The organism is Streptomyces sp. NPDC005141 (assembly GCF_053599975.1).
Genome location: NZ_JBSFYW010000019.1, coordinates 75,638 through 100,924 on the forward strand (window position 1 = coordinate 75,638; position 25,287 = coordinate 100,924).

Below are 25,287 nucleotides of genomic sequence, written 5' to 3' on the forward strand. Positions count from 1 at the left end.
ACCATCTTTTCCGCCATGCAGACGAATGCCACCTACACCAGCCTTGTCGCGGTCGGCGACTCCTTCACCGAGGGCATGTCGGACCTCTTGCCCGACGGCTCCTACCGAGGATGGGCCGACCTCCTCGCCGGCCGGATGGCCGCCCGGGCGCCCGGTTTCCGCTACGCCAACCTCGCGGTGCGCGGCAAACTGATCGGCCAGATCGTCGCCGAGCAGGTGGACGTGGCCGCCGCCATGCGGCCCGACGTGATCACGTTGGTCGGCGGCCTCAACGACACCCTGCGGCCCAAGGTCGACATGGGACGTGTCCGCGGTCTCCTGGAGGAGGCCGTGGAACGGCTCGCCCCCGCCTGCGAGCAGCTCGTCCTGATGCGCAGCCCCGGCCGCGACGGTCCGGTTCTCGAACGCTTCCGGCCCCGCATGGAGGAGCTCTTCACCATCGTCGACGATCTCGCGAAGCGGCACGACGCGCTGGTCGTCGACCTCTACGGAGCGCCCTCGCTCGCCGACCCGCGCCTGTGGGACGTGGACCGGCTGCACCTGTCCGCCGAGGGACACCACCGGGTCGCGGAGGCCGTGTGGCAGACCCTCGGGTACGAGGCGGAGGATCCGGAGTGGCGCACCCCGCCGGCGCACACGGCACCGCCCGGCTGGGGCGCCCGCCGCAGTGCCGACGCCCGCTTCGCCCGGCAGCATCTGCTGCCCTGGATCGGGCGACGGCTGACGGGGCGCTCGTCCGGCGACGGCCTTCCGGCGAAACGGCCGGAGCTGCTTCCCTTCGAGGGTCCGGTCACGGGCGCGCACGGCGGCTGAGTCCGTGATCCACCGAGGTGACTCCAGGAAGCCCGGGCCACGTCCGGGTGCCGGGGAGGCTGATCACGGTGGCCACCAGGGCTGAAGGGAGCGCCGATCCGGCGGCTTCCGCCGTGCCCCTCTCTCGAGCGACACGGCGGCCCATGCTCCGCATGAAGGGGACGCTACCGGTTGGCCCCTCGGCCGCCACAGGGCGCACAGGGGGCGCTTGACAGCGCGGGAGTGCCGCTGATGCGCTCACCCACGCCCCGGAACTACGGCCGGGCCCGGCGCTGCGCGCCGGACCCGGCCGACGGCCCCTCCAGCTTTGCGGAGCATGGAGAGGAGCCGTCTCGCCACCCTGGAGCGGATGGCAAGTAACAGGCCAGCCGGGAAATCCAGCCGGATTCAACATCCAAGCACTCATGCGTGGGCCTGAGAAGTACGCCCCTGAGCACCGCCGGAGGAACTCCCGCTGACGGCTCGCGGGCGTGGCCGGGGCAAAAGCGGGTGCGTACCTTTTGGCACCGTCACGCCATCGGTGGACGGATCAGGGCCGATGTGCCCCATCGGCGCCGTCACGGCGAGCCACCGGGAGGGTGGGAAACCAGCCATGTCGAGCGACGGCGCCTACTACTGATCAGGGATGTTCTGGGCCAGGTGCAGTACACGTCCCCGGAACCACCGTGGACGCTTGGCCCTGGGTCGCCTGATGCAGAGGTGAGGGTCGCCACGGGTGAGAAACAGCCAGCCGAAGCGGTGGCCCCCGGCGGTTGTCACGCGATGTCCCCGGCCGATCCGTCGGAGGGGAGTTCGGAGGGGGGTGGGGTGGCCGTGAGCGGGCCGTGCGCCATGACGATCGACGCCAGCGGATACGGGGGACCGTCCGTGCCGCGCAGGATCAGCAGGGGCATCCCGCGCTCGTCCTGCCGCCGGCCGAGGGACAGCCAGATGCGGTCGGCCCGGTCGACCTGCCCCATTCCGAGGTCGTAGATCCGTCCCCAGAGGTAGAAGGGGTCGGCGGCGGCGTCGCTCGCTTCCTGGAGGAGTTCGGGGACGCCGTGCGCGGTGAGGTGGACAGCCACTCCGTCCAGCGTTCCCGCGGCCACCTGCGCGTGCCCCGCCGTCCTGGTCCGGACGTTGCGGGGAGCCCCGATCGCGTCGAGCCAGTACTCCCAGTCGGCCAGGCAGGTGGCCTTGATGGCCACCGTGACACGCTCGCCGTCCGCGCTGATCTGCATGGCTTCCAGGCGCGCGAGGTGGTCGGCCTGCAGGGCCGCGGCGACGGAGACCGCGCGGGCGGAGGCGCTGCCCCATCCGACGACGCGCGTCCGCGCGGAGGCCGGCCGCACCCGTGGGACCTGGCCGTCGACGCGTCGGGGCACCGGCGCCGCCCCGTGCTCCACCATGGACCGTCCGGCGCCGCGGTCGGCGAGGTGCAGCACGATCGCGCCGCGCGCGGGCGGCACGAGCGGCGAGGACGCGGGGGCACGGTCGTGCCGCGGCTCGGGGTCCTCGGTGACGGGCGCGAGCCCCTTGCCGTCCGGCGAGGAGCCGGGGGCTCGCGCGCTCTCGGGGTGGGGCTCGGGCGTGGGCTCGGACGTGGGCGCGGGATCTGGATCGGGCGCGATGTCCTCGCCGCCGGGGATCAGCCCCTTGCGGTTCAGCGCGGTGGCGATCCTCATCGCGACCTCGCTCGGGTAGCCGCAGTCCTCGACGATCGTGTCGACGGTCGCGTGGTAGGCCTCCGGGCAGTTCTGCCATGTCTCGACCTGCGTCCGCAGCCGTTCGAGGACACCGGCACCGCCCACCTCGACCAGGCGTCCCTGCGCTTCCAGTTCGGCGACGAATTCCCGGGCAAATGTGCCGAGTTGCTCGGCGAGGTGCGCCTCGACGGCCGTACGGATCCCGGGCACGGTGGTCATGCCGCCACCCCCAGGTACTCGCTGCGCAGCTTGGCCAGAGCCCGGAACTGCAAGGTCTTCACGGCGCCCTCGGTCCGCTCCATCTGGCGCGCCGTCTCGAGCACCGAGAGCTCCATCAGGAAGCGACGGGTGAGGACTTCGCGTTGTGGCGGCCGCAACTGTTCCAGTGCCTGACGCAGCAACTCCTCGTCCAGACCGATCAGTACGGTGTCCTCGGTGCTGACGGTGAGGTCCTCGTCGAAGCCGAGCATGTCCTCGACGACGAACTCACGGCGCTGCGCGCTCTTGCAATGGTCGATGACCTTGTTCCGGGCGATGGTGATCAGCCAGCCGGCGAAGCCGACGCCGCGATAGGTAAAAGTGCCGCGTTTCATCCAGGCGTTGAGAAAAGTCTCTCCGGTGATGTCCTCGGCTACCTGCCGATTGCGTACACGGCGCTGTACGTAGGCCAGCACCGCGGGGTGGTGCAGAGCGTAGAGCTCCCCGAACGCGTCCCGGTCGCCCGCGAGCGCGCGAGCGATAAGGGCCGGTTCTCTCGTGTCGAACCGCGGTGTTGCGGCGTTAGCCTCGGCGATCAAGGCCTACTCCGTTCATGAGTGGATGAACTGTGGTGGGCAGGTGCTGCGACGGTCCGCTCCGGCCATGGCCGGCCTCGGGCGCCGGATGACCGGGTCGTCGTATCCAAAGGTTTCGAGGCGTCCCCCGCAGATGCCTCACAGCTCCGGAGCGTGGGCGAGCTGATGCCGAGGCGGTGCAAATAGGGTCCCCTCAAAGGGACTTGCATACGTGCGACTAACTCACAGTCATGCAACATATGCAACTTGCGTACACGTACGCAAGTTGCTTCGCCGGTATGACGACGGGACTTTTTGTTGGGAACTGGAGTGCGATCCGTCCCTCTTGGCCTGGCATGACGCCCAAACGGCCATTGACCTGCGAAGATGCACGCATGCAAGTCGCGTGCAAGTTGCATACATGCGCGCTACTCTCCGGGCATGCGGAGCATGGAAGAGTCCCCCCACGAGTCCCGCGGTGAGCGACAAGCTCTCGCAAGGAGGGTTGGCGAGTACCTCACGAGTGCCGCGACTGCGGCCGGGTACGACGTCCGCCCACGAGCCGGTGGCCGGGCTCAGCTGGCCATCGCGATTGGAGTGAGCCTCACGACGATCAGCAGAACACTGGAAGGCAAGACCCTCCCCCTCCCCTCGCAGCTGACGACATGGGCGTCAGTGCTTGGTCTCGACCAGCGGGAGATGTTGGTCAACAGCGGCATGCTTCCCCCGGAACACGGGCCTCAGCCGACGGTACGGAGGGTAGCCTCGGCATCACTCACCCCGGAGGAGGCCATGGACGCATGGGGAATCACTGATCTCAGAATCCGCACAATGCTCAGCGGGAACATCGTCCAAGCGATCGAGCTCCAGAAGGACCTCGATGCCGACGACAACCGGGGGGCTACTGCAAGGGGGTAAAGAGACGTGGCGTACAGACTGGCATTCGCGTCCACCGCCAGCTGCACAGCCGGCTGGACATTCGTGGGCGAAGGCGTCTGGCACCATACATGGGAATCAGCGGCAGTCGGGGTCGGCCTGTTGACCATGGGAGTAGCAGGGGTGCTGGCAGCCCTGCTCCGCCACACGGTCAACCAGGCCGACATCCGTACACGGCATGATCTCAGCGTCCTGGCGGAACACCGAAGACGCCTCGAGCTGGACATGCACAAGCGCGAGCTGGAGCTGTCCCAGCGCGAGAAGGCCATGGCCCGCAGGGCCACCATCACCGCCATCAGGCTCGGCAGCCATGCCAGAGCCCTCGACGAAGCGCGGAACGCGAACACGGCACTGCGCGCCAAGAACTCCCTGCTCATGCGGGAGATCGAGGAAGTCAACGACGAGCGCAACCAGCTGATCACGGCCGAGCTCACCCTCGCTCACGATCGGTTCACCTCAAAAACGTACGGGGGTCTGCGCGCCGTGGTCGGCAGCGAGCAGTCCCGCCCCGACCCCCACGCGCAGGCGGGCTACGGAAGCCGCCCCCCGCGTTCGGGGTCCTGAGCAAGGCTCTGCGAAAACGATCCGCCAAGTCATCTCTCTACCAAATACGATGAACAACTCTCTTTTACTCAAGGGAAGTTGAGCGTCACTCCGCCGGGACCACCGGCGGACGGCAGGAGCGACGACGTGATCTGTGGTGCCCGCCCGCGCGGCACCTCCGTCCCGTCCCCGCACCTCTCACGCACACCCCGGTCCGCCGGGGGGTGCCGCTCCGCCCCGACCTGCGCATTCAGGACGCGGCGTACGTAACAGGACCCGCGCTGGACAGCCGGTATGCTCCATGCACGTGACTGCCGCGCCTGCAAAGCCCCGTATCCCCAACGTTCTCGCCGGACGCTACGCCTCCGCCGAGCTCGCCACACTCTGGTCCCCCGAGCAGAAGGTGAAACTGGAGCGTCAGCTCTGGCTCGCCGTGCTGCGCGCCCAGAAGGACCTCGGGATCGAGGTGCCGGACGCCGCCATCACCGACTACGAGCGCGTCCTCGACCAAGTCGACCTCGCCTCCATCGCCGAACGCGAGAAGGTCACCCGGCACGACGTGAAGGCGCGGATCGAGGAGTTCAACGACCTCGCCGGGCACGAGCACGTGCACAAGGGCATGACGTCCCGCGACCTCACCGAGAACGTCGAGCAGCTGCAGATCCGCCTCTCGCTGGAACTGATGCGCGACCGCACGGTGGCGGTCCTCGCCCGGCTGGGCAAGCTCGCCGGCGAGTACGCCCAGCTGGTCATGGCGGGCCGCTCGCACAACGTCGCCGCACAGGCCACCACCCTGGGCAAGCGCTTCGCGACCGCCGCCGACGAGCTGCTCGTCGCGTACGGCCGCCTCGAGGAGCTGCTCGACCGCTACCCGCTGCGCGGCATCAAGGGCCCGGTCGGCACGGCACAGGACATGCTCGACCTGCTGGGCGGGGACGCGGCCAAGCTCGCGGACCTGGAGCAGCGGATCGCCGGGCACCTCGGCTTCTCGCAGGCCTTCACCTCCGTCGGCCAGGTATACCCGCGCTCCCTGGACTACGACGTCGTGACCGCCCTGGTGCAGCTGGCGGCCGCCCCGTCCTCGACGGCCAAGACGATCCGGCTGATGGCCGGGCACGAGCTGGTCACCGAGGGCTTCAAGCCCGGCCAGGTCGGTTCGTCCGCGATGCCGCACAAGATGAACACCCGCTCCTGCGAGCGCGTCAACGGTCTGATGGTCATCCTGCGCGGCTACGCGTCGATGACCGGCGAGCTGGCCGGCGACCAGTGGAACGAGGGCGACGTGTCGTGCTCGGTCGTGCGCCGTGTCGCACTGCCGGACGCGTTCTTCGCGCTGGACGGTCTCCTGGAGACCTTCCTGACCGTCCTCGACGAGTTCGGTGCCTTCCCGGCCGTCGTCGCCCGCGAGCTGGACCGCTACCTGCCGTTCCTCGCGACGACCAAGGTCCTGATGGGCGCGGTGCGCGCCGGTGTCGGCCGCGAGGTCGCCCACGAGGCGATCAAGGAGAACGCCGTCGCCTCCGCCCTCGCCATGCGTGAGCAGGGCGCCGAGCGCAACGAGCTGCTGGACAAGCTCGCCGCGGACGAGCGGATCCCGCTGGACCGCGCGCAGCTCGACGAGCTGATGGCCGACAAGCTGTCCTTCACGGGGGCCGCGGCCGACCAGGTGGCAGTCGTCGTCGGTCGCATCGAGGAGATCGTGAAGCAGCACCCGGAGGCCGCCGGCTACACGCCCGGGGCGATCCTCTGACCCGGCTCACTTCAGCGGACCTGGAGGCCGCCCGCGACCGGCTCGTGCCGGATGTCGTCGCGGACGGCCTCTCGGTGCTTTTCTGCGGCATCAATCCGGGCCTGATGACGGCGGCCACCGGCCATCACTTCGCCCGCCCGGGCAATCGGTTCTGGCCGGTGCTGCACCTGTCCGGGTTCACGCCCCGGCTCATGAAGCCCTCCGAGCAGGACGAGTTGCTCTCCTGCGGACTCGGCATCACCAACGTGGTGGCCCGGGCGACCGCGCGGGCCGACGAGCTGAGCGCCGATGAGTATCGCGAGGGCGGACGGCTGCTCGTCGCGAAGGTCGAGCGGCTGCGCCCGAAGTGGCTGGCGGTGGTGGGGGTGACCGCGTACCGATCGGCCTTCGACGACCGGAGGGCCCGCATCGGCCCTCAGGAGCGGACGATCGGCTCGAGCCGGGTGTGGGTCCTGCCCAACCCCAGCGGGCTCAACGCACAATGGACGGCGGCGACGATGGCCGAGGAGTTCGGCCGCCTGCGGGAGGCGGCGCGGACTCCGTGACTCATGGAGGGTCGATCTCCGTGACCACGGCCAGCAGCTGGAACGGCAGTTCGCTGTCCCACTGCGAGACACCGAGAGCAACCCAGCGGTCCTGCCCGCCCGGCTTCCACAGATGCACGTCGGGCACGTGCGAACTCAGGGCGCCCCAGGGCTCGGGCATGTCCTCGCCGTCCGTCGCCCGGTCGAAGACGCTCGACAGGCTCAGGACGTCCGGACGCCCCCAGCGGCGGGTGAGCAGCTCCGAGAGAGCGTCCCGGTCGGCTTCGTACTGCTCTTCCGTCTCCTCGCGTGCCGCGCCGTCGGTTTCCCAGAAGTCCTCGCTCGTCACTAACTCGGCTATGTGGTAACCGGGTCCACCGGTGCCCGCGTCCGACCGAACCGGCTCCGGCGGAAAGTCCTCGGAGCACAGCCGGTCGATCGTGGCGAGATGCTGCGCGATGGTCATGACGTCCAGTAAAGCGGCCGGCACTGACAATTGGTGAGGCGTCAGGAGGCCGTCGAGGTCAAGCGTCCCGGCGCCGGACGCTCCAGGCGCCCGCCCCCAGTGCCGCGACGGTCCACAGAGCGGTGACGGCCAGCCCGCTCCAGGGGCCGAGGGCACCGTCCGACGTCTCGTGCAGAACGGCCTGACCCGCCTTGTCCGGCAGGAAGTCCGCGATGCTCCCCGACGCTCCCCCGACGACGAAGGACACGATCAGGAGGAAGGGGATCAGGATGCTCAACGTGGCGACCCCACTACGCAGGACGGCTGCCAGGCCCGCCGCGAGCAGGGCCATCAGGGTCAGGTAGATCGCGCAGCCGACGACTCCGCGCAGCTCTTCCGCCCAGGTCAGCCCGTCCGCCCTGGACCCAAGTACGGACGTCCCCACGACCAGGCCCGCCACTCCGGTGACCAGACCGGTGATGAGAGCCGGTCCGCCGATCGCCACCGTCTTCGCCAGGAACCAGCGCCCCCGGTGGGGAACCGCCGCCAGCGAGACGCCCAGGGCGCCGCCCTGGTACTCGGCCGAGACCGCCTGCGCCCCGAAGGTGATCGCCGCGATCTGGCCGAAACTGACACCGAAGAAGGTCGAGAAGAGCGGGTCGAAGTCCCCCTCACCGGAGTCGTCGAGTCCGGCGAGCGCCGAGAACGCGACCGTGGCCGCGAGGACGGCGAGCAGGCCCCACACGAGCGAGCGCAGCGTTCGGATCTTGATCCATTCCGCGCGGAGAGCGGGTGCGAAGGACATGGTCAGGCCTCCTGAGGCTGCGTCGGGATGGCGGCGAACTCGGTCTCGGTGGCCGTCAGATCCAGATAAGCCTGCTCCAACGTGCCCTCCTCCGAGGAGAGTTCGAGGATCGGAAGGCAGGCGGCCGATGTGAGCCGCCCGATGTCCTCCATCCGCACGTCGAGGGCGGTCCAGCGGCCGCCCTCCCCCTCGACGGCCTCGACGCCGTGCTGTGCGAGCAGACTCCCCAACGCGTCGCCGTCCGTGCTGCGTACCCGGACGCGGGGCTGCACGCGTGCGTGGATGAAGTCACGCATGGGCATGTCGGCGAGGAGCCGGCCCCGGCCGAGGACGACGAGCTGGTCGGCGAAGGACGCGGTCTCGTTCATGAGATGGCTGGAGACGAGGACGGTGCGTCCTTCGCGGGCCAGCCGGCGCAGCAGTTCCCGGATCCAGAGATCCCCTCCGGGTCGAGCCCGTTCGACGGTTCGTCGAGGAGCACCACGGCCGGGTCGCCGAGGAGCGCGGCGGCGATGCCCAGACGCTGACGCATGCCCAGGGAGTACGTCTTCACCCGGCGCCGGGCCACCGAGGCGAGCCCGGCTTCCTCCAGCACCTCGTCCACCCGGCGTTCGGGGATGCGGTTGGTGGCGGCGAGCGCCCGCAGATGGTCCCGGGCGGTCCGCGAACCGTGCGCGGCACCGGCGTCGAGCAGGGCGCCCACCTCCCGGAGCGGCTCGTCGAGGGTGGCGTAGGCGCGGCCCCCGACGGTCGCGGTGCCGGACGTGGGGCGGTCGAGGCCCAGCACGAGTCGCATCGTGGTGGACTTCCCGGCGCCGTTGGGGCCGAGGAATCCGGTGACACGGCCCGGGAGAACGCTGAAGGTCAGATGGTCCACGGCGCGCCTGCTGCCGTACGCCTTGGTCAGGTCTTGGACGTCGATGCCGGTCATGGGCCCAGCGTGGCCGTCACCGACCGGTCCTCGCCTCCCCCACCGGTGGGGATCCTCTCCCCCGCCCGGGGGAGGTCCATTGTCAGTGCCGGCTGGAACGATGACGCAATGGCCCGCTTTCTGCGCCCGCTGCTGTGGGGGACGACGTACACGCGTTTGCTGCACCTGTGGGTGCCGATGCTGTTCACCAGCGTGTGGCTGTTCATCGACATGGCGAAGCCGTGGGTGCCCGCGCTGCTGGTGGTTCCACTGGGGCTGATTCCGGCCGTGCGGCGGGGCGAGGGCGTGCAGGCGCGGTTCATGCTGGCCCCGGATGAGCGAAGTGGCGAGGACCAGGTGTTCTCGGTCGCTCGTTCGGTCGCCTGGCGGGACAGGTGGCGGACCGTGCTCTGGCTGGAGGCGCGCATCCTGCTGGGATGGGCGGCCTGCGGCGTCACCGTCTGGATGCCCCTGCTCGCCGTCGATCTCGGCAGAGCGGCCACCGGGTACCGGCCGACCGACGACCCCGTGGTGATGCTCCTGGACCCGCACTGGAGCTGCGCGCTGCTCGTCCCGCTGCCCCTGCTCGCCCTGTACGGCGGGGTGGTCGGCCTCGGTGAACTGATCACGGCACTCGCGCGCCGGCTCCTCGGTCCTTCCCCCGCCGAGCGGCTGGCCGCCCTGGAGGAGCGCACCGAGCAGCTCCTGGAACGCAACCGCATCGCCCGTGAGCTCCACGATTCCATCGGCCACGCGCTCACGGTCGCGGTGGTGCAGGCCGGCGCCGCGCGGGCGGCCGCCGACCCGGCGTTCACCGACCGCGCCCTGATCGCCATCGAGGACACCGGCCGAGCCGCGCTGGAGGACCTGGAGCGGGTGCTGGGTGTACTGCGCGAGGCGGAGCGTCCCGCGAGCAGCCGCCCGACGCTGACCGACGCCGACCGGCTGCTGGAGTCGGCGCGCACGTCGGGAGCCAAGGTGGACGCCGAGGTGACGGGCCCGTTGGAGACCGTACCCGGTCCGGTGTCCAGGGAGGGCTACCGCATCCTCCAGGAGTCGCTCACCAATGTGCTGCGGCACGCCGGGAGCGTCCCGGTGCGGATCCGCATCGAGGTCGGCGACGGCACGCTGGCCCTGGAGGTCCGCAATCCCCTGCCGGCCGGCATCACGGGGCCCGGACGGGGCAGCGGCCTGCGCGGCATACGGGAGCGGGCCGCCCTGCTCGGCGGCCGCGCGCGGACGGGCCCGGACGAGGGTGACTGGCAGGTGCACGCAGAATTGCCGCTGCGCTGATCTAGGCTGGCCGGATGCCGGTCAGCGTTCTCCTCGTCGACGACGAACCCCTCGTCCGCGCGGGGTTGCGCGCCGTTCTGGAGGCCCAGCCCGACATCGAGGTCGTCGGGGAGGCGGCCGACGGTGCCGCGGTGATCCCGCTGGTCCGGCGGCTGCGGCCGGACGTGGTCGCCATGGATGTCCGGATGCCCCTGATGGACGGCATCGAGGCCACACGCGCGGTGCTGCGGACCGTCACCGATCCGCCGAGGATCCTCGTGGTCACGACGTTCGAGAACGACGAATACGTCTACGAGGCGCTGCGCGCGGGGGCCGATGGATTCCTGCTGAAACGGGCGCGGCCTGCCGAGATCGTGCACGCGGTGCGGCTGGTCGCTGAGGGTGAGTCCCTGCTGTTCCCCGCATCCGTACGGCAGTTGGCGGCCGAGTACGGGGCCGCCGGCGGGAATCCGGCGGCGCGGGCGGCCATGGATCGGGCAGCGCTGACCGAGCGCGAGGCGGACGTGCTGCGGCTGATGGCCCGGGGGATGTCGAACGCCGAGATCGCCGCACGGCTGGTGGTCGGGACGGAGACGGTCAAGTCGCACGTCAGCGCCGTACTGGCGAAGCTGGGTGCGCGGGACCGTACTCAGGCGGTCATCGCGGCCTACGAGTCGGGGTTCGTGGCACCGGGCTGACGGCGCCCGGGGGACCGGCCCGGCGGTGCCCCGAGAAGGGCAAAGGGTCCCCGGCCCTCGCCGGTGTCCCCCGCGCCGAGTACGATCCGGCCAACACGCGTACGAGCTGGGAGGACGGACGTTGGGGCAGTTGACCGGCGGGGATCCCTCTCTGCTGCGACGGATCAATTCCGCGGTGGTGTTGCACGCCTTGCGTGCCACGGACTGCGCGACCCTCACCGAGATCACCCGGGTGACCGGATTGTCGCGGCCGACGGTCGAGGGCGTCGTCGAGGGGCTGATCGAGAACGGGCTCGTCGTCGAGAAGGCGGCCGAGGAGGGTGCCACGCGGCGCCAGGGGCGTCCGGCGCGCAGGTTCCGGTTCCGGGCCGAGGCGGGGCATCTGCTGGGCCTGGAGATCGGCCCGCACCGTGTCGCGGCGCTTCTCGCCGACCTGGACGGGCGCGTGATGGGCGCGATGGCCAAGGACGTGGACGAGACGGCGTCCGCCGACGAGCGGCTGGAACGGCTGCGGGTGGCGGTCGCCGAACTGCTGCGCAGGGCCGGTGTCGCCCGCAGCTCCCTGCGGGCCGTGGGGGTGGGAAGCCCCGGCATCGTGGAGGCGGACGGCACGGTGCGCCTGGGCACGGCGCTGCCGGAGTGGACGGGTCTGCCCCTGGGCGAGCGGCTGAGCCGCTCCTTCAAGTGCCCGGTGCTCGTGGAGAACGACGCCAACGCGGCGGCGGTCGCCGAGCACTGGAAGGGGTCGGCGACCGAGTCCGACGACGTCGTGTTCGTCCTGGCGGGCCTGAGCCCGGGCGCCGGCTCGCTGATCGGCGGGCGGCTGCACCGGGGGTACGGCGGGGCGGCCGGCGAGATCGGCGCGCTGCACCTGCTGGGCCGTGACGTCACCCCCGAGACGCTGCTGTCGACCACGGACGAGCCATTGCACCCGCTCGACGAGCAGGCCGTCGCCAAGGTGTTCGCGCTGGCCAAGGGCGGCGACCAGCGGGCGCGTGCGGCGGTCGACCGCTTCATCCAGCGGCTGGTGCACGACGTGGCGGCGCTGGTCCTCGCCCTCGACCCGGAGCTGGTCGTCATCGGCGGCTGGGCGGCCGGCCTGGACGGCGTACTGGAGCCGCTGCGGCGGGAGTTGGCGCGCTACTGCCTGCGCCCGCCCAAGGTGGCCCTCTCCATGCTGGGCGAGGCGGCCGTGGCGACCGGGGCGCTGCGGCTGGCCCTCGACCATGTGGAGGAACAGCTGTTCGCGGTGGAGGGGACCGTGACGGCTCGCCGCTGAGGCGACGGCAGTGCGACCGACGGCGGGCCTGGCCATGGCAGCACGGCTGTGGCGACACGGCGATGACGGAAGAGCGGCGCGCCCCGGAGTGTTTCCGGGGCGCGGCGGGTGTGATCCGGGCGCGGCTCGAAGACCGCGACGGGTCCGGGCTGGGCGGCTCAGGAAGCGCGACGCTCGGGGTCGTGGTGGATCTCCACGCCGCCGGCGTCGCCGAATGTGAGCCGGCAGGTGTCCGCACGGTACGTGGCCACGGATACCGCGGCCGTGCGCCCCTCGGTGAAGAAACGGGTCGTGACGACGAGAACGGGCGCCCCGGGAAGGCGGTCGAGCTCCTTGGCGTCGTCCGCGCGGGCCGAACCGAGCTCGACGGCGCTGTCCTGGCTCTCCAGCTCCATCCGCTGAAGCTCCCGCAGCACCGCACGCGCGCGTGCGGCACCCGAGGGCGCGTCGATCGCCGACAGGTCCGGCACCGAGGACACCGGGACGTAGAGGAGTTCGGCCGCGACGGGCTGACCGTGTGTCACCCGGGAGCGGCGCACCACGTGCACCTGCTCGCCGGTGGCTGTCTCCAGGACGGCGGCCACGGACGCGGGCGGTGCCGCCAGGGTGCAGTCCGCGGGGTGCCAGGCGTCGCCGACCGCCCCGGGCCACACGTTCTGTTCGGTTCCCACGGCCACACCCACGCGCGGTGGGGCGACGGTGGTGCCCACGCCACGGCGGCGCTGCAGTCGGCCTTCCAGTTCGAGCTGTTCGAGCGCCTGGCGCAGGGTGGCCCGGGCGACACCGAAACGGGCCGCCAGATCACGTTCGTTGGGCAGGATCTCGCCCACGGTGAACTCGGAGTCCAGTGCCTCGCTGAGCACGGTCCTGAGATGCCAGTACTTCGGTTCCGGCACCGATTCCAACTGCGTGGTCCCCACCCTGTCCTCCGCAATCGCCGTGGCCCGGCGGCGTTTTAACGCCCTTGTTTATTAAAGGTTCCTGCACTATCCCTGCGACGATAGGGCCGCCCCCACCCTTGGTCAAGACCAATCCTCGATCCCTTACGGTTTGCACAGGTGCCCGGCCGCGGAGCGTTCACGGGGTGTTCTCACTGGGCGATGTTCGCGTCACAACGCCGAAAGCCCCCGTCTGTGAGACGGGGGCTTTCGCGGTGCTTCCGCCACTCCGGCGGAGCCCTTCGGGCGGAGTGCCGGGCGGGACTAGTCCGCGGAAAGGGCCACCAGCTTCTCCGGGTTGCGCACGATGTAGACGCACTGGATGCGACCGTCCGCGACGTCCAGCTGGATGATGCTGTCCGGCTTGCCGGCGGACAGCGCGAGCACCGCGAAACCGCCGTTGACCTCGAGGAAGCGGAACGACAGGGCGGGTACGCCCTTCCTGGTGACGCCGATGACGAAGCGGCCGACCTTGTCGGCGGAGTCGAGGACCCGCAGGGGCGCCTGGGCCAGGCCTCCGCTGTCGCCGATCAGTCGCGCGTCCGGCGCCAGCAGGGACATGAGTCCCGCCAGATCGCCCTCGCCCGCCGCGGCGAGGAACCGCTCGGTGAGGTCGCGGCGTTCGGCGGGATCGACCTCGTAGCGCGGCCGCCGTTCCTCGACGTGCTTGCGTGCCCGCCCGGCGAGCTGACGCACCGCCGGTTCGCCCCGGTCGAGAACGGCCGCGATGTCGGCGTACGGATAGCCGAACGCCTCCCTCAGGACGAACACCGCGCGCTCCAGCGGTGACAGGGACTCCAGGACGACGAGAACGGCGAGGGAGACGGAGTCGGCGAGGACCGCTCGTTCGGCGGTGTCCGGGACGCTGTCGCCGAAGTCGGTGACGTACGGCTCCGGGAGCCACGGTCCGACGTACGCCTCATGGCGCGACTGGAGCTGGCGCAGCCGGTCGATGGCGAGCCGGGTGGTGACGCGGACCAGATAGCCGCGCGGTTCCCGCACGTCCGACCGGTCGTCGGCCGACCAGCGCAGCCACGCTTCCTGGACGACGTCCTCCGCGTCGGCCACCCTTCCGAGCATGCGGTACGCCACGCCCATCAGTACGGGGCGATGTTGTTCGAAGACGTCGGTCGCGGTGTCGGTGGCCACCGCACCATCCCACCCGACACATTCCTCCGTGTCCAGGCGAAACCGCCGCTCCCGGAGCACAATGACCGCGGGCCGCCGGTGGCCCGCGGGTCGAAACTGGAGGAACGACGATGCGGTACGCGGTTCTGGGCACGGGCGACGTGGGGCGCACGCTGGCCGGAAAGCTGGTCGAGCTGGGGCACGAGGTGTCGCTGGGTTCGCGCACGAAGGACAACGCGGCGGCAGTCGAGTGGGCGGACAGCTCGGGTCCGGGGGCGTTGCACGGCACGTTCGCGGAGGCGGCGGCGTTCGGCGAGGTGATCGTGAACGCCGTGGGCGGGCGGGTGGCTCTCGGGGTGCTGCGGGCGGCCGGCGAGGAACACCTGGACGGCAAGGTGCTGCTCGACGTCTCCAACCCCATGGAGTTCGAGGAGGGCGAGCTGCGGCTCTCGCCCGTCGAGTCGGACAGTGTGGGCGAGCAGATCCAGCGCGCGTTCCCGCGGGCGCGCGTGGTGAAGAGCCTCAACACCGTCAACTGTCTTGTGATGGTGGACCCCGCCAGGGTGCCGGGCGAGCACCAGATCTTCGTCTCCGGCGACGACGCGAGCGCCAAGGAGCAGGTGACCGCGCTGCTGGGCGAGTTCGGCTGGCCCGCACACCGCGTGCTCGATCTCGGGGGCATCCGCACGGCGCGGGCCGTGGAGATGTACCTGCCGCTGTGGCTGCACCTGTTCCAGGGCGTCGGGCACCCGGACTTCAACGTGGAGGTGCGCAGGGCGCGCTAGCGCCGGACGCGAGGAGACGGGAGCGCGCCGGCGCGGGACTCGTAGGACAGCGGCGGGGCATGGGCATCCGGCTCTCGGTGGCCCGGCCCCGCGTCGTACGGTTCATGACGGCCCGGGGCTACCCGTCGGTAGTAATTGCTGACAAGCTGTCTACAAGATGGTTCGTCCCGGCGTCCCAGACGAGGAGCAGTCCCATGTCCGACACGGTCTCCGTCACTCTTCCCTCCTCGCGCGGCCCGAGGGCGGTCACCCTGTCCTACGCACGCGTGGGCGCTGGTGAGCCGCTGCTCCTGCTGCACGGGATCGGCCACCACCGGCAGGCCTGGGACCCGGTCATCCCGATCCTCGCGGCCGAGCGCGACGTCATCGCCGTCGACCTCCCCGGTTTCGGCGAATCCCCGGCGCTGCCCGAGGGGCTCACCCATGACCTGGCGACGGTGGTCCCCGTGCTGGGCGCGCTGTGCGAGGCGCTGGAGATCGAGCGGCCGCATGTCGCCGGCAACTCGCTGGGCGGGCTGCTGGCCCTGGCGCTGGGCCGCGAGAAGCTCGTACGGTCCGTCACCGCGCTGTCGCCCGCCGGTTTCTGGTCACCGGTGGAACGCCGTTACGCCTTCGGTGTGCTGCTCGCCATGCGACAGGCCGCCCGGCGCATGCCGCTGCCCGTCGTCGAACGGCTCTCCCGCTCGACGGCCGGGCGGACCGTGCTGACCAGCACCATCTACGCCCGGCCCGGCCGCCGTTCACCTGATGCCGTCGTCGCCGAGACACTCGCCCTGGCCCACGCCGAGGGTTTCACCGAGACCCTCCGGGCGGGCACGACCGTCCAGTTCACGGACGACATCCCGACGCTTCCCGTCACCGTGGCCTGGGGCACCCGTGACCGGCTGCTGGTGCGCCGCCAGGGCATCCGGGCCAAGCAGATCATTCCGCGGGCCCGGCTGGTGCGGCTGCCCGGCTGCGGCCACGTCCCGATGAACGACGACCCGGCGCTCGTGGCCCGTGTCATCCTCGACGGCAGCAGCTGAGCGGCGGCGCGCCGCCCCGGCGAAGCCCACGCCTGCGCCGCGCCGCCCGCCGCCCTCGGCGACCGCCTTCGAGCCCCGACCAGCGTCCCTCTCGGCCACAGCCCGCGAGCCGCGCCCCAGGACGAGACTCAACGCGCCTGACCCGAGGGCGACTCCGGCGCCCACGAGGGCACTTCCCGCAGCCTGCGGGACCCCGTAGGCACCCGTACCCACGAGCGGCGCGGTACAGGCGGCGGCGACGGGGATGAGGCCGGAGAAGAGCGTGGCGCGCTCCGCGCCGATGCGCTGCATGCCCATGTACCAGCAGACGAAGCCGACGACCGTGACCACCGCCGCCTGCCACAGCAGCGCGGTCGCCTCGGTGGCGTCCGGTATGCGCAGCCACGCTCCGCGGCCGGTGATCACCCCGGCCACCGCCGACTCGGCCGCGGCGATCCCGCACACGGTGGCCGACAGCAGCCGTGGCCCGAGGGGGCGCAGTACGGGGACGGCCAGCACGGCGAAGCCGACCTCGCCCGCCAGCGCGCCCACGGAGTACGCGATCCCGGTCCCGTCCGTACGGCCCCACCCCTGAACGGCGAAAGCGCCCAGGGCGACGAGCAACGCCCCGTGCAGGACACGGCGTTGTGGCCGACGGCCCTCCTGGAGAGGCACGAGAACCGCCACGAGGACCGGGGCGCAGCCCACGAAGACGCCCGGGACCGCCGGTTCGGCCGTGCGCTCGGCGGCGATCACAGCGAGGTTGAAGCCGACCATGCCGACGGCCGCGAGCAGCGCGAGGCGCCCCCACTGGCGGGCCGCCATCCGCCGCAGCGGGGCGGAGCCGCCCCGGCCGACCAGGGGCAGCAGAAGGACACAGGCGAGGCCGTAGCGCAGGAACTGGCCGCCCGCGTACGGATAGTGGCCGAGGACGCTGTTGGCGGTGAAGGAACCTCCGACGAGGACACAGGCGAGGGCGGCGAGCAGGGAGCCCCGAAGGGGGGTGGCGTTCATGACCGTGACGCTATGAAGGTATGTGGTCCGGTTTAAGGTCCACTTCCATGACGTCATCGGGGACCAATCGCGGCGGGCCGCCGAACCACGCTCCACCCGGCGCGGCACCCTGGTCGGCCACCTGGGAGCTGCTCCTGCCGGCCGCGGCGGCTCCGGCACGCGCGCGCGGCCGCACACTGCAGGCCGCGCTGCGCGAGGCGGTCCGCTCCGGGCGGCTCGCACCCGGCACCCGGCTGCCGTCCAGCCGTGAGCTGGCCGGTGATCTCGGCGTGTCGCGGGGACTGGTCACGGAGGCGTACGAGCAGTTGACGGCGGAAGGCTACCTGCGGAGCGACCGCGGTGCCGGTACCTGGGTCGGCGGCGCGGTCAGTGCGGTGGGTCCACGCGCGCGTGATCACGCGCCGCGGCCGGCCGGGGTGCGGGCCGACTTCGTCGCGGGAACCCCCGACCTGTCGCTCTTTCCGCGCGCCGCGTGGGCCGCGGCACACCGCGGAGTGCTGGCCGAACTGCCCCACCAGGCACTGGGATACCCGGATCCGCGCGGTCTGCCGAGGCTGCGGACCACCCTCGCGGAACTGCTCGTTCGCCGCCGGGGCGTGGTCGCGGACCCGGAGCGCGTGATGGTGGTCTCCGGGGTCGCGCAGGCGATGACGCTGCTCGGATTCATGCTCCACGCGCGCGGGGCGACCGGCGTGGGTGTCGAGAGTCCGGGCAGTCCGGAACACGGCTCCCTGTTCGGCTCGGCCGGCGTCGGCACCGTACCGCTGCCCCTGGACGGCGAAGGCCTCGCCATCGCTCCGCTCGAGGCGTCCGGCGTACGCGCCGTGGTGACGACGCCCGCCCACCAGTTCCCCACGGGCATCGCGTACTCGGCGCGGCGCCGCACGGAACTCCTCGACTGGGCCCGTTCCGTGGACGGGCTGGTCATCGAGGACGACTACGACGGTGACTTCCGCTACGACCGTGCCCCGGTGGGCGCCCTGCAGGGGCTCGACCCCGAGCATGTCGCGTACACGGGCTCGGTCAGCAAATCGCTCGCCCCGGGGCTGCGGCTCGGCTGGCTCCTCGTCCCCGCGGCCCACGTCGAAGAGGTCGTCGAGCGCAAACGCACCATGGACCTCGGCAACCCCGTCCTCGACCAGGCGCTCCTGGCCCGTTTCATCGAGCGGGGCGACTACGACCGGCAGTTGCGCCGCTGCCGGCGTGCCTACCGGGAGCGGCGTGATGCCCTGGTGGCGGCCCTGGAGGAGCACTTTCCCGGCGCGGAGGTGTCCGGGATCGCGGCGGGCCTGCACGTCGTCGCCACACTGCCCGACCGGTACGGACCGCAGGACCGCTTCCGGGAACGGGCCGCGGCGGCCGGAGCGGTGGTCCGGCTCTCGGCACACTACGGAGAGACGGCCGTGGACGGCGTACAACTGGTGCTGGGGTACGCGCATCTGCCGCCCGCGCGGATACGCGAGGGTGTGCGGCTGATGGCGGACGCCCTGCGGGGCGGGGGTGCTGATGAGGGGCCCGGGCCGACCTGAGTGAAGCCCATGACGACTCCGGAGAGGCCCCTGCCGGGTCCTGGCACCTGAGGTGGCATCAGGACGGAGACTTCCGGGGATCCATCAGTGACTGCAGCGGCCGCCACCGGCGCCCCGCGCCCTCCCCGCCGCAGGCCCGAACCGCGGCGCGTCGTCCGACTTCGCCCGCGAGGTCTCGGAATCGTGCGGCAATTCCCCGCCCTCCAGGGTCAGTTGTTCACCTACGGTTTCCGTGTGCGCTGCGGCGCACCAGTAGTTGTGGCACTGCACACTGGCCGAATCCGTTCCCGGAGGCGCATTCATGTCGCACCGTCCGCCCAGCTCCCTCCCAGGCCGCCGCAGCGTGCTGCGCGGCTCCCTCGCCGCGTCGGCGGCACTGGCTCTGCCCACCGCGCTCGGCTCGGCACCCGCGTTCGCCCTGTCCGGCCGGCCGAAGGCGGGCTGGGGCGTCCAGGCCGGCGACGTGACCGGCGACTCCGGTCTGATCTGGGTCAGGTCCGACCGCCCGGCCCGGATGATCGTCGAGACCTCGGCGACCGAGTCGTTCCGCAACCCGCGCAGATGGCGCGGTCCGCTGCTCGGCGCGGGCACGGACTTCACGGGGACCACCCGGCTGCGCGGACTGCCCTCCGGCGAACAGATCCACTACCGCGTCCTGCTCGCCGACCCGGACGACCCCCGGCGCACCGGAGAGCCGGTGAGCGGGACATTCCGCACGGCTCCGCACGGGCGGCGCGGCGGCGTGCGCTTCCTGTGGTCGGGTGACCTGGCGGGGCAGGGCTGGGGCATCAACCCGGACATCGGCGGCTACCGCATCTACGACGCGATGGCCCGGCTCGACCCGGACTTCTTCCTGTGCAGCGGCGACAACATCTACGCGGACGGCCCGATCGCCGCGACCGCCGCACTCCCCGACGGCAGCACATGGCGCAACATCACGACCGAGGAGAAGTCCAAGGTCGCCGAGTCGCTGGCGGAGTTCCGCGGCAACTTCCGCTACAACCTGCTCGACGGGAACCTCAAGCGGTTCAACGCCCAGGTGCCCTCCATCGTCCAGTGGGACGACCACGAGGTGCGCAACAACTGGTACCCGGGCGAGGTGATCGCGACCACGGACACGCGGTACACCGAGAAGAGCGTCGACGTACTGGCTGCCCGGGCCCGGCGCGCGTTCAGCGAATACTTCCCCATCTCGACCCTGCGGCCCGGCGCCCGGGAGGGTCGCGTGCACCGCGTCGTGCGGCACGGTCTGCTCCTGGACGTCTTCGTCCTCGACATGCGCACCTACCGCAACGCCAACTCGCCGGACAGGCAGACCACGGATCCGCAGGGCATCCTCGGCGCCGAACAGCTGGACTGGCTGAAACGCGAGCTGTCCCGCTCGCGTGCCGTGTGGAAGGTGATCGCCGCGGACATGCCGATCGGCCTCGTCGTGCCGGACACGACCGAAGGGAAGCCGAACATCGAGGCCGTGGCGCAGGGCGATCCGGGCGCGCCGCTCGGACGTGAGCTGCAGATCGCCGAGCTGCTGCGGTTCATCAAGCACCGGAGGATCACGGGCACCGTGTGGCTCACCGCCGATGTGCACCACACCTCGGCACAGCACTATCAGCCGTCGCGGGCCGCCTTCCCCGACTTCGAGCCGTTCTGGGAGTTCGTCTCCGGTCCGCTCAACGCCGGTGCCTTCCCGGCGAGCGCGCTGGACAACACGTTCGGTCCGGAGCGGGTGTTCGTGAAGGCGCCGGTCGCCTCGAACGTCTCGCCCGCCGGCGGCTATCAGTTCTTCGGCGAGGTCGACATCGACGGCGACAGTGGCGAGTTGACGGTTCGGCTCCGGGAACAGGACGGGTCCGTGCTGTTCACCCAGGTGCTCCGGCCTGGGCTCGTCGGGCAGTAGCCGGAAACGCCTCCGGCGTCGACGCGGAGGGCGGAGGCAGAGGGCGGAAGGCTGAGAGCGGCAGGCGGCAGGCTCGTATGTGGCCGGCGCGCGTAAGCGGAGGGCGGACGGCCGTCGCACGGCGCCCGGTCGGCCGTGCGGCGCGTCCGGCTCCCGTACCCTCGAACCGTGCGCCGCGCACCGGAGTCATCCCCCGGTGCGCGGCATCGCGTGCCCGCCGCCGAAGTCCGCCGAGGACAAGTCGTCGCAGGTCAGAGCCGATTGTCAGTGGCTGCCTCTACGGTTTTTCCATGACGCGATCTCTGCAGGCCGTGGCCTACACCCGACCCTCCGCGCTGGAGTCCGCGCCGGGTGGACGGCGCCTGGAACTTGAGACCTCGCGGGGCGCGACGCCCAGCGGGATCGAGGACCATCCGCGGTTCTTCGCGGGCTTTCTGAGGTCGCCTCAGGTGGCGGCCGCCGGGCTTCTGGCGGTGGCCGACGTCGCGGCGGCGCGCTACTACCAACGGCAGCTGCGCGCCTCCCTGGACCCGGTGGTCACGGGCAACGGCGACCGGCTGCGGTTCGAGTCCTTCTCCGGCTGCGGCGGGGTGTACGCGCGTCTGGACGTACTGACGGCGGGCCTCGACGGCGGCGAGATCGGGCACGGGACGACCAATGTCGACGTCAACAACCCCCTGCGCGAAGCCCTTTCACGTATCGGCACGGACGATCCGCTGCACCTTCGGGTCGGCCCCGACGAGATGGCCGTGACGACGGTGGGCGGGCCGGTGGTGGAGAAGAAGGTGCCGCTGCCCGACCGCTGGCTGCGGGGATTCGCCGAGGCCCAGGTGACAGCGGCCGGGTTCGATCTGCGGGCCGAGCTGCCCGCGGCGGAGGCCGTGCGGTTCCTGCGCTCGCTCCCGCGCGGCACCACACGCGGGGCGTCGGGCGGTGCGCGGTGGGTGGTGCCGGCGGGCCGGGGGCTGCGTCCGACGACCCGACCGGTGCCGGGGGCCGTATGTCTGCCCGGCCCCGAACGGCTGATCGCGCTGCAGCGGGTGCTGCGCCATGCGACGGCCCTGCGAGTGTACGGCCCACCGGTCACCGGCGACACCGTCGCGGCCGGCGCCTGGGAAGCCGTCCTGCCCGGCATGCGGCTCACGCTCACCCTGTCGCCGGACGCCTCCCGCGGCTTCTCCGGGGAGGGCGGGGTACTGGACGCCCTCTCCACCGACGAGGCCGCCGAGGACGCGGAGTTGATCGCGGTGCTGCTGACCTGGGAGCCGCGCGTCGACGTGGGTGACCTCGCCGCGGCCTCCGGTCTGCCGGCCGAGCGGGTGAGGGCCGCCCTGGTCCGGCTGGGCACCTCGGGGCGCGTGGGATACGACACCGCGGAGGCGGCGTACTACCATCGCGAACTGCCCTATGACGCGGGCCGGGTCGAGCGGCACAATCCGCGCCTGCGATCGGCCCGTGCCCTGGTCGCGGCGGGGGCGGTCGCCCTGGACGGTGCCATCGGCACGGTGACCGCCGACGACGGGCATGTGCACCGGGTCCGCGACGACAGGGGAGCGCTGAGCTGCTCCTGTCTGTGGTGGGCGAAGTACCGGGGCGGGCGCGGGCCCTGCAAGCATGCCCTCGCGGTGCGGATGGTGCGACGGGGCGCACGGGCCGAGCACGGGGCCGCTCCGGCTTCGGCTCCGGCTCCTGCTCCTGCTCCTGCTCCTGCTCCTGCTCCTGCTCCTGCTCCTGTAGACGGGCGACGCAAAGATGATCCGGAAGTTCCGGTCGACGGGGGCGATGTGTGATGAGCGGCGAAGCACTGTTGAAGGCGGTACGGGCGGGGCACACGGTCGAGGCCGCCGGTCTCCTGGACGGGATGACCGACAGCGAACGCCGTGCCTGTCTGCCCGGCTTGAAGGAACTGCGCAAGGAGTTGCGGACCGCGCCGTGGAACGCGGGATCCCGGGTGGCCCATCCCGCGCTGCACGCGGCGGGAGCCGCCTGCCACACCGGCGCCGCCGGTGCGGCGACCTGGATCGCCGCGGCCGACATGCGCTGGTCCCAGGCCTCCCCCGGTGTCCTCCTCCACGTGCTCGGCGACCGCGAGACCGACTGGCTCGCCGACCTGACGCACCGGCTCGCCGCTCGGCCGGCCACTTCCCGGATCCCGTTCGCCCTGCTGTCGGGGCTCGTGGGCCTGTCCGGCTGCGAGGTCCCGACGACCGACGCCTATGTGCAGGGCTGGTTCGAGCACATCGGTGCTTCGTGGCACGGCGGAGGCACCGTGGCACAGCGACTGCGCCAGGAGCCGCACCTGCCCCGGATGATCGCCGCGCTCTTCGAGTCACTGGACGTCACGGGGCAGATCGCCTGGCTCTTCGGTGACGGGCCGGGCAGCTGGTACAACGCCCTCGCCGAACTGGCCGAGGAAGGCACTCTCGACCGCGAGGTCCTGGTGGACGGCTGCGTGGCCCGGCTGCTGCGCGGCGGTGCCCCCGCCGACCAGCGGGTGTTCCTGCGCCTGCTGTCGTGCCTCGCCCCGACACGTGACGAGGAACGCGAGCGCTCGGCCGACTGGACGGCACTCGCCCGCGAGGCCGTGCCGGTCGTCGCCTGGCACGCGCAGTCGGTGCTCGCCTCTCTCGCCCTGGAGGGTGAGTTGACGCCCCGGCAGCTGGCCGAGATGTCCTCGGGCGTGCTCTTCCGTACGGAGAAGAAGCTGGTCCGGGCTCAGCTCGTCCTGCTGGGCAAGGTCCTCAAGCGTGATCCGTCCACGGCCGATGTCCTGCTGCCCGCGGTGGCGCAGGCCTTCGGGCACGAGGACACGGAGGTGCAGGAGCGTGCGCTGAAGCTGGTGGAGCGCCATGTCACCGCACTCGGCGACTCGAGTGACGCCCGGAATCGACTCGGTGGATTCGCCGCCGAGTTGAGCCCGGGGCTGCGGATCCGGGCACGGCGAAGCCTCGGCCTCGAGGTCCTCGACTCCGAATCGGCCATTCATGAAGAGGTGCTGCCACCCGTTCCGGAGCGGGCACGGCTGGCGGAGGCACCGGATTCGGCGGCCGAACTGGCCGAGGAAGTCAGCGCGTTACTGGCCTCCGATGGTGGCGTTGCCGCGTTCGAGCGCACCCTGGACGGCCTGGTCCGTCACGCCCACCGCGATCGGGGCGGTCTGGTGGAGGCCCTTGGACCCGTGGTCGCGCGCTGCTGGTGGAAGGATCTCGATCCGCGGTACTCGACCGCGGGCGGGCGCTTCCGAGAGGCGCCGCACGGTCTCGAAGTCGTCCTGGCATCCCTGTTCGAGCAGGTCGGCATGGACACGCTGCATGCGGCGGTGCAGCAGGGCACGACGAGCGGGAACTGCCGGCACAGCGCCCTGTCGCGCGCTGTGGACGCGCGCCTGTGGGAGGTGGCCCACCGGCTCCGCAGCGAGCCGATGCCGTTCCTGCTGGCCACTCCCACCTGGGCCACCGGATCGCTGGAGCCTGACGAGCTGGTGGCACGCCTCGCCGAGTACCGGCGGCTCGACGCCCGTCCGGGAACCGCCGACTTCGCCCAGGCGCTCCTGCGGGTACGGCGCGACGACCGTGCGACAGCGGAGGCAGCGGCGGCGCGGGCCCGAGCCCTCGGAAGTCCCGAGGGGTACCGGCTGGCCCAGTGGCTCGCCGCCGAAACGCCGGTGCTGCCCGTGAGCCGCCGACGGACGGCAGGCGTCCGCGTCCTGCTGGAACTCGGTGAACTCGAAGAGATACAGGGCTCGTTCCCCCCGGAGTTCCGGCTCCTGGGACGTCCCTTCACCGTGTTCAAGGACGGCTGGTACTGCCGGCACCGGGGCCTTGCCGACAGACAGCACTGGCCGGCGGTCGTACCGGGACGGCGGGAGCTGGTGGCGGCGCGTCTGCTGCGCGACATCAGCATGGTCGCGGTCGACGACAGTCGCGCGGACGCCGCGATTCTGCCGCTCCTCGCGGAGGCCGACGGCACGGCGGGCGAAGCACTCCACCTGTGCCTGGCGTACGGGCTCGGAGCGCGGCATCCCGAGGACCGGCTCGCCGCGGTGGACGCCCTGTTGATCCTGGCCGCGCGAGGGCAGCTCGATGCCGGGCGGCTCGGCGCGGATGCCGGGGAGCTGACGCGCCGGGGAGCGGTGAAGCCGTCCCGGCTGGCCGAGTCGATACGCACGGCGGCGGCCACGGGTGCGTACGCCACCGTCTGGTCGGTACTGCGCGATCTGCTGCCGGCCCTGCTCGCCGACCTCATGGCGGACGGGGCGAGCGCCGGCCCGGTACGGGGGCTGGGCGAGTTGCTGACCGTCGCCGCCGACTGCGCCGAGCGGTCCGGGGCGCGCGGTGATCTCGCACACCTCGCCGGGGCCGCCGGACGGCGTGGCTCGTCCAAGGTGGCCGTGCAGGCCCGCCGGCTACGGACGGCGCTGACACAGGAGGCCGCCGCCTGACGTAGGGCCTCCACATCTCCGGGCGCGGCGACCCGAGCCGCGCGGGCGTGACCAGGCGGGTGGACCGATCGCGCGCTGGAGGCAAAAGGCCCGTAAAAAGAACTGCAAAATGGACAGA

The 25,287-nt window shown here is 71.6% G+C and carries 20 protein-coding genes and 2 pseudogenes; 14 read left to right on the forward strand and 8 right to left on the reverse strand.

The annotated features are described in order from the left end of the window. Positions 1-15: 15 nt before the first annotated feature. The gene (locus tag ACWD68_RS17500) at positions 16-813 is read left to right on the forward strand and encodes an SGNH/GDSL hydrolase family protein (RefSeq protein WP_451807298.1); all 798 of its coding nucleotides are present in this window, start codon (positions 16-18) and stop codon (positions 811-813) included. Positions 814-1,568: 755 nt separating this feature from the next. On the opposite strand, the gene ACWD68_RS17505 is transcribed toward ACWD68_RS17500, so the two are convergent. Then, positions 1,569-2,717 (reverse strand): BN159_2729 family protein, encoded by a 1,149-nt coding sequence (locus ACWD68_RS17505; protein ID WP_451807299.1) that lies wholly within the window; start codon positions 2,715-2,717, stop codon positions 1,569-1,571. Further along, positions 2,714-3,295 (reverse strand): RNA polymerase sigma factor, encoded by a 582-nt coding sequence (locus ACWD68_RS17510; protein WP_451807300.1) that lies wholly within the window; start codon positions 3,293-3,295, stop codon positions 2,714-2,716. Before ACWD68_RS17510 ends, ACWD68_RS17505 begins: the two co-directional genes overlap by 4 nt. A 417-nt stretch (positions 3,296-3,712) precedes the next feature. Between ACWD68_RS17510 and ACWD68_RS17515 the strand changes: the two genes are divergently transcribed. The 4 genes from ACWD68_RS17515 to mug all read left to right on the forward strand — a co-directional run bounded on the left by ACWD68_RS17515 (position 3,713) and on the right by mug (position 7,045). Beyond that, on the forward strand, positions 3,713-4,189 hold the full coding sequence (locus ACWD68_RS17515; protein ID WP_451807301.1) for a transcriptional regulator: 477 nt from the start codon (positions 3,713-3,715) through the stop codon (positions 4,187-4,189). A 126-nt stretch (positions 4,190-4,315) separates the two neighbouring features. Then, the gene (locus ACWD68_RS17520) at positions 4,316-4,771 is read left to right on the forward strand and encodes a hypothetical protein (RefSeq protein WP_451807302.1); all 456 of its coding nucleotides are present in this window, start codon (positions 4,316-4,318) and stop codon (positions 4,769-4,771) included. 286 nt (positions 4,772-5,057) lie between these two features. Further along, on the forward strand, positions 5,058-6,500 hold the full coding sequence (gene purB / locus ACWD68_RS17525) for an adenylosuccinate lyase (RefSeq protein WP_451807303.1): 1,443 nt from the start codon (positions 5,058-5,060) through the stop codon (positions 6,498-6,500). Between the two features lie 44 nt (positions 6,501-6,544). Continuing rightward, positions 6,545-7,045 carry a G/U mismatch-specific DNA glycosylase gene (gene mug, locus ACWD68_RS17530; protein WP_451807304.1) on the forward strand — a complete coding sequence of 167 codons (501 nt, stop codon included), beginning with the start codon at positions 6,545-6,547 and terminating at the stop codon, positions 7,043-7,045. A 1-nt stretch (position 7,046) separates the two neighbouring features. On the opposite strand, the gene ACWD68_RS17535 is transcribed toward mug, so the two are convergent. The 3 genes and pseudogenes from ACWD68_RS17535 to ACWD68_RS17545 form a co-directional block, all read right to left on the reverse strand. After that, positions 7,047-7,490: a hypothetical protein gene (locus ACWD68_RS17535; protein WP_451807305.1), complete on the reverse strand. Its 444-nt coding sequence runs from the start codon at positions 7,488-7,490 to the stop codon at positions 7,047-7,049. A 58-nt stretch (positions 7,491-7,548) separates the two neighbouring features. After that, entirely contained in the window at positions 7,549-8,274 is a 726-nt protein-coding gene (locus tag ACWD68_RS17540; protein WP_451807306.1) for an ABC transporter permease subunit, read from the reverse strand. A gap of 2 nt (positions 8,275-8,276) precedes the next feature. After that, positions 8,277-9,205, reverse strand: a pseudogene (locus ACWD68_RS17545) (ATP-binding cassette domain-containing protein). Positions 9,206-9,313: 108 nt separating this feature from the next. Between ACWD68_RS17545 and ACWD68_RS17550 the strand changes: the two are divergent. The 3 genes from ACWD68_RS17550 to ACWD68_RS17560 all read left to right on the forward strand — a co-directional run bounded on the left by ACWD68_RS17550 (position 9,314) and on the right by ACWD68_RS17560 (position 12,433). Next, positions 9,314-10,477 carry a sensor histidine kinase gene (locus ACWD68_RS17550; RefSeq protein WP_451807307.1) on the forward strand — a complete coding sequence of 388 codons (1,164 nt, stop codon included), beginning with the start codon at positions 9,314-9,316 and terminating at the stop codon, positions 10,475-10,477. Between the two features lie 14 nt (positions 10,478-10,491). Then, positions 10,492-11,154: a response regulator transcription factor gene (locus ACWD68_RS17555; protein ID WP_451807308.1), complete on the forward strand. Its 663-nt coding sequence runs from the start codon at positions 10,492-10,494 to the stop codon at positions 11,152-11,154. A gap of 121 nt (positions 11,155-11,275) precedes the next feature. After that, positions 11,276-12,433: an ROK family transcriptional regulator gene (locus tag ACWD68_RS17560; protein ID WP_451807309.1), complete on the forward strand. Its 1,158-nt coding sequence runs from the start codon at positions 11,276-11,278 to the stop codon at positions 12,431-12,433. Between the two features lie 158 nt (positions 12,434-12,591). On the opposite strand, the gene ACWD68_RS17565 is transcribed toward ACWD68_RS17560, so the two are convergent. Beyond that, positions 12,592-13,353 carry a GntR family transcriptional regulator gene (locus ACWD68_RS17565; RefSeq protein WP_451807310.1) on the reverse strand — a complete coding sequence of 254 codons (762 nt, stop codon included), beginning with the start codon at positions 13,351-13,353 and terminating at the stop codon, positions 12,592-12,594. Positions 13,354-13,635: 282 nt separating this feature from the next. Further along, positions 13,636-14,520: an RNA polymerase sigma-70 factor gene (locus ACWD68_RS17570; protein ID WP_451807311.1), complete on the reverse strand. Its 885-nt coding sequence runs from the start codon at positions 14,518-14,520 to the stop codon at positions 13,636-13,638. 110 nt (positions 14,521-14,630) lie between these two features. On the opposite strand from ACWD68_RS17570, the gene ACWD68_RS17575 reads away from it, so the two are divergent. Together ACWD68_RS17575 and ACWD68_RS17580 are read left to right on the forward strand one after the other, a co-directional pair. Beyond that, positions 14,631-15,284: an NADPH-dependent F420 reductase gene (locus ACWD68_RS17575; protein WP_451807312.1), complete on the forward strand. Its 654-nt coding sequence runs from the start codon at positions 14,631-14,633 to the stop codon at positions 15,282-15,284. Between the two features lie 194 nt (positions 15,285-15,478). Beyond that, a complete protein-coding gene (locus ACWD68_RS17580; protein WP_451807313.1) occupies positions 15,479-16,309 on the forward strand; it encodes an alpha/beta fold hydrolase in 831 nt (276 codons plus the stop codon). A 636-nt stretch (positions 16,310-16,945) separates the two neighbouring features. Here ACWD68_RS17580 and ACWD68_RS17585 read toward each other — a convergent pair. Beyond that, a pseudogene (locus ACWD68_RS17585) lies at positions 16,946-17,359 on the reverse strand (EamA family transporter); the annotation flags it as partial. Here ACWD68_RS17585 and pdxR point away from each other — a divergent pair. The 4 genes from pdxR (at position 17,350) to ACWD68_RS17605 (ending at position 25,169) form a co-directional block, all read left to right on the forward strand. After that, positions 17,350-18,831, forward strand: coding sequence for a MocR-like pyridoxine biosynthesis transcription factor PdxR (pdxR, locus tag ACWD68_RS17590; protein ID WP_451807314.1), 1,482 nt, complete (start codon positions 17,350-17,352; stop codon positions 18,829-18,831). The pseudogene ACWD68_RS17585 and the gene pdxR sit on opposite strands and share 10 nt — an antisense overlap. Positions 18,832-19,132: 301 nt before the next feature. Continuing rightward, on the forward strand, positions 19,133-20,728 hold the full coding sequence (locus tag ACWD68_RS17595) for an alkaline phosphatase D family protein (RefSeq protein WP_451807315.1): 1,596 nt from the start codon (positions 19,133-19,135) through the stop codon (positions 20,726-20,728). Between the two features lie 290 nt (positions 20,729-21,018). Further along, on the forward strand, positions 21,019-22,518 hold the full coding sequence (locus tag ACWD68_RS17600) for an SWIM zinc finger family protein (RefSeq protein WP_451807316.1): 1,500 nt from the start codon (positions 21,019-21,021) through the stop codon (positions 22,516-22,518). After that, the gene (locus ACWD68_RS17605; RefSeq protein ID WP_451807317.1) at positions 22,518-25,169 is read left to right on the forward strand and encodes a DUF7824 domain-containing protein; all 2,652 of its coding nucleotides are present in this window, start codon (positions 22,518-22,520) and stop codon (positions 25,167-25,169) included. The genes ACWD68_RS17600 and ACWD68_RS17605 overlap by 1 nt, the downstream gene beginning before the upstream one ends. The last annotated feature ends 118 nt before the right edge of the window (positions 25,170-25,287 follow it).

What these genes read in the sequence shown, in the direction of transcription:
- ACWD68_RS17550 (WP_451807307.1), top strand. Translation starts at nt 9,314, where the DNA reads ATGGCCCGCTTTCTGCGCCCGCTGCTGTGGGGGACGACGTACACGCGT.
- ACWD68_RS17595 (WP_451807315.1), top strand. Translation starts at nt 19,133, where the DNA reads ATGTCGCACCGTCCGCCCAGCTCCCTCCCAGGCCGCCGCAGCGTGCTG.
- ACWD68_RS17580 (WP_451807313.1), top strand. Translation starts at nt 15,479, where the DNA reads ATGTCCGACACGGTCTCCGTCACTCTTCCCTCCTCGCGCGGCCCGAGG.
- ACWD68_RS17575 (WP_451807312.1), top strand. Translation starts at nt 14,631, where the DNA reads ATGCGGTACGCGGTTCTGGGCACGGGCGACGTGGGGCGCACGCTGGCC.
- ACWD68_RS17605 (WP_451807317.1), top strand. Translation starts at nt 22,518, where the DNA reads ATGAGCGGCGAAGCACTGTTGAAGGCGGTACGGGCGGGGCACACGGTC.
- ACWD68_RS17500 (WP_451807298.1), top strand. Translation starts at nt 16, where the DNA reads ATGCAGACGAATGCCACCTACACCAGCCTTGTCGCGGTCGGCGACTCC.
- ACWD68_RS17520 (WP_451807302.1), top strand. Translation starts at nt 4,316, where the DNA reads ATGGGAGTAGCAGGGGTGCTGGCAGCCCTGCTCCGCCACACGGTCAAC.
- ACWD68_RS17600 (WP_451807316.1), top strand. Translation starts at nt 21,019, where the DNA reads ATGACGCGATCTCTGCAGGCCGTGGCCTACACCCGACCCTCCGCGCTG.
- pdxR (WP_451807314.1), top strand. Translation starts at nt 17,350, where the DNA reads ATGACGTCATCGGGGACCAATCGCGGCGGGCCGCCGAACCACGCTCCA.
- ACWD68_RS17535 (WP_451807305.1), bottom strand. Translation starts at nt 7,490, where the DNA reads ATGACCATCGCGCAGCATCTCGCCACGATCGACCGGCTGTGCTCCGAG.
- ACWD68_RS17505 (WP_451807299.1), bottom strand. Translation starts at nt 2,717, where the DNA reads ATGACCACCGTGCCCGGGATCCGTACGGCCGTCGAGGCGCACCTCGCC.
- ACWD68_RS17540 (WP_451807306.1), bottom strand. Translation starts at nt 8,274, where the DNA reads ATGTCCTTCGCACCCGCTCTCCGCGCGGAATGGATCAAGATCCGAACG.
- ACWD68_RS17515 (WP_451807301.1), top strand. Translation starts at nt 3,713, where the DNA reads ATGCGGAGCATGGAAGAGTCCCCCCACGAGTCCCGCGGTGAGCGACAA.
- ACWD68_RS17555 (WP_451807308.1), top strand. Translation starts at nt 10,492, where the DNA reads ATGCCGGTCAGCGTTCTCCTCGTCGACGACGAACCCCTCGTCCGCGCG.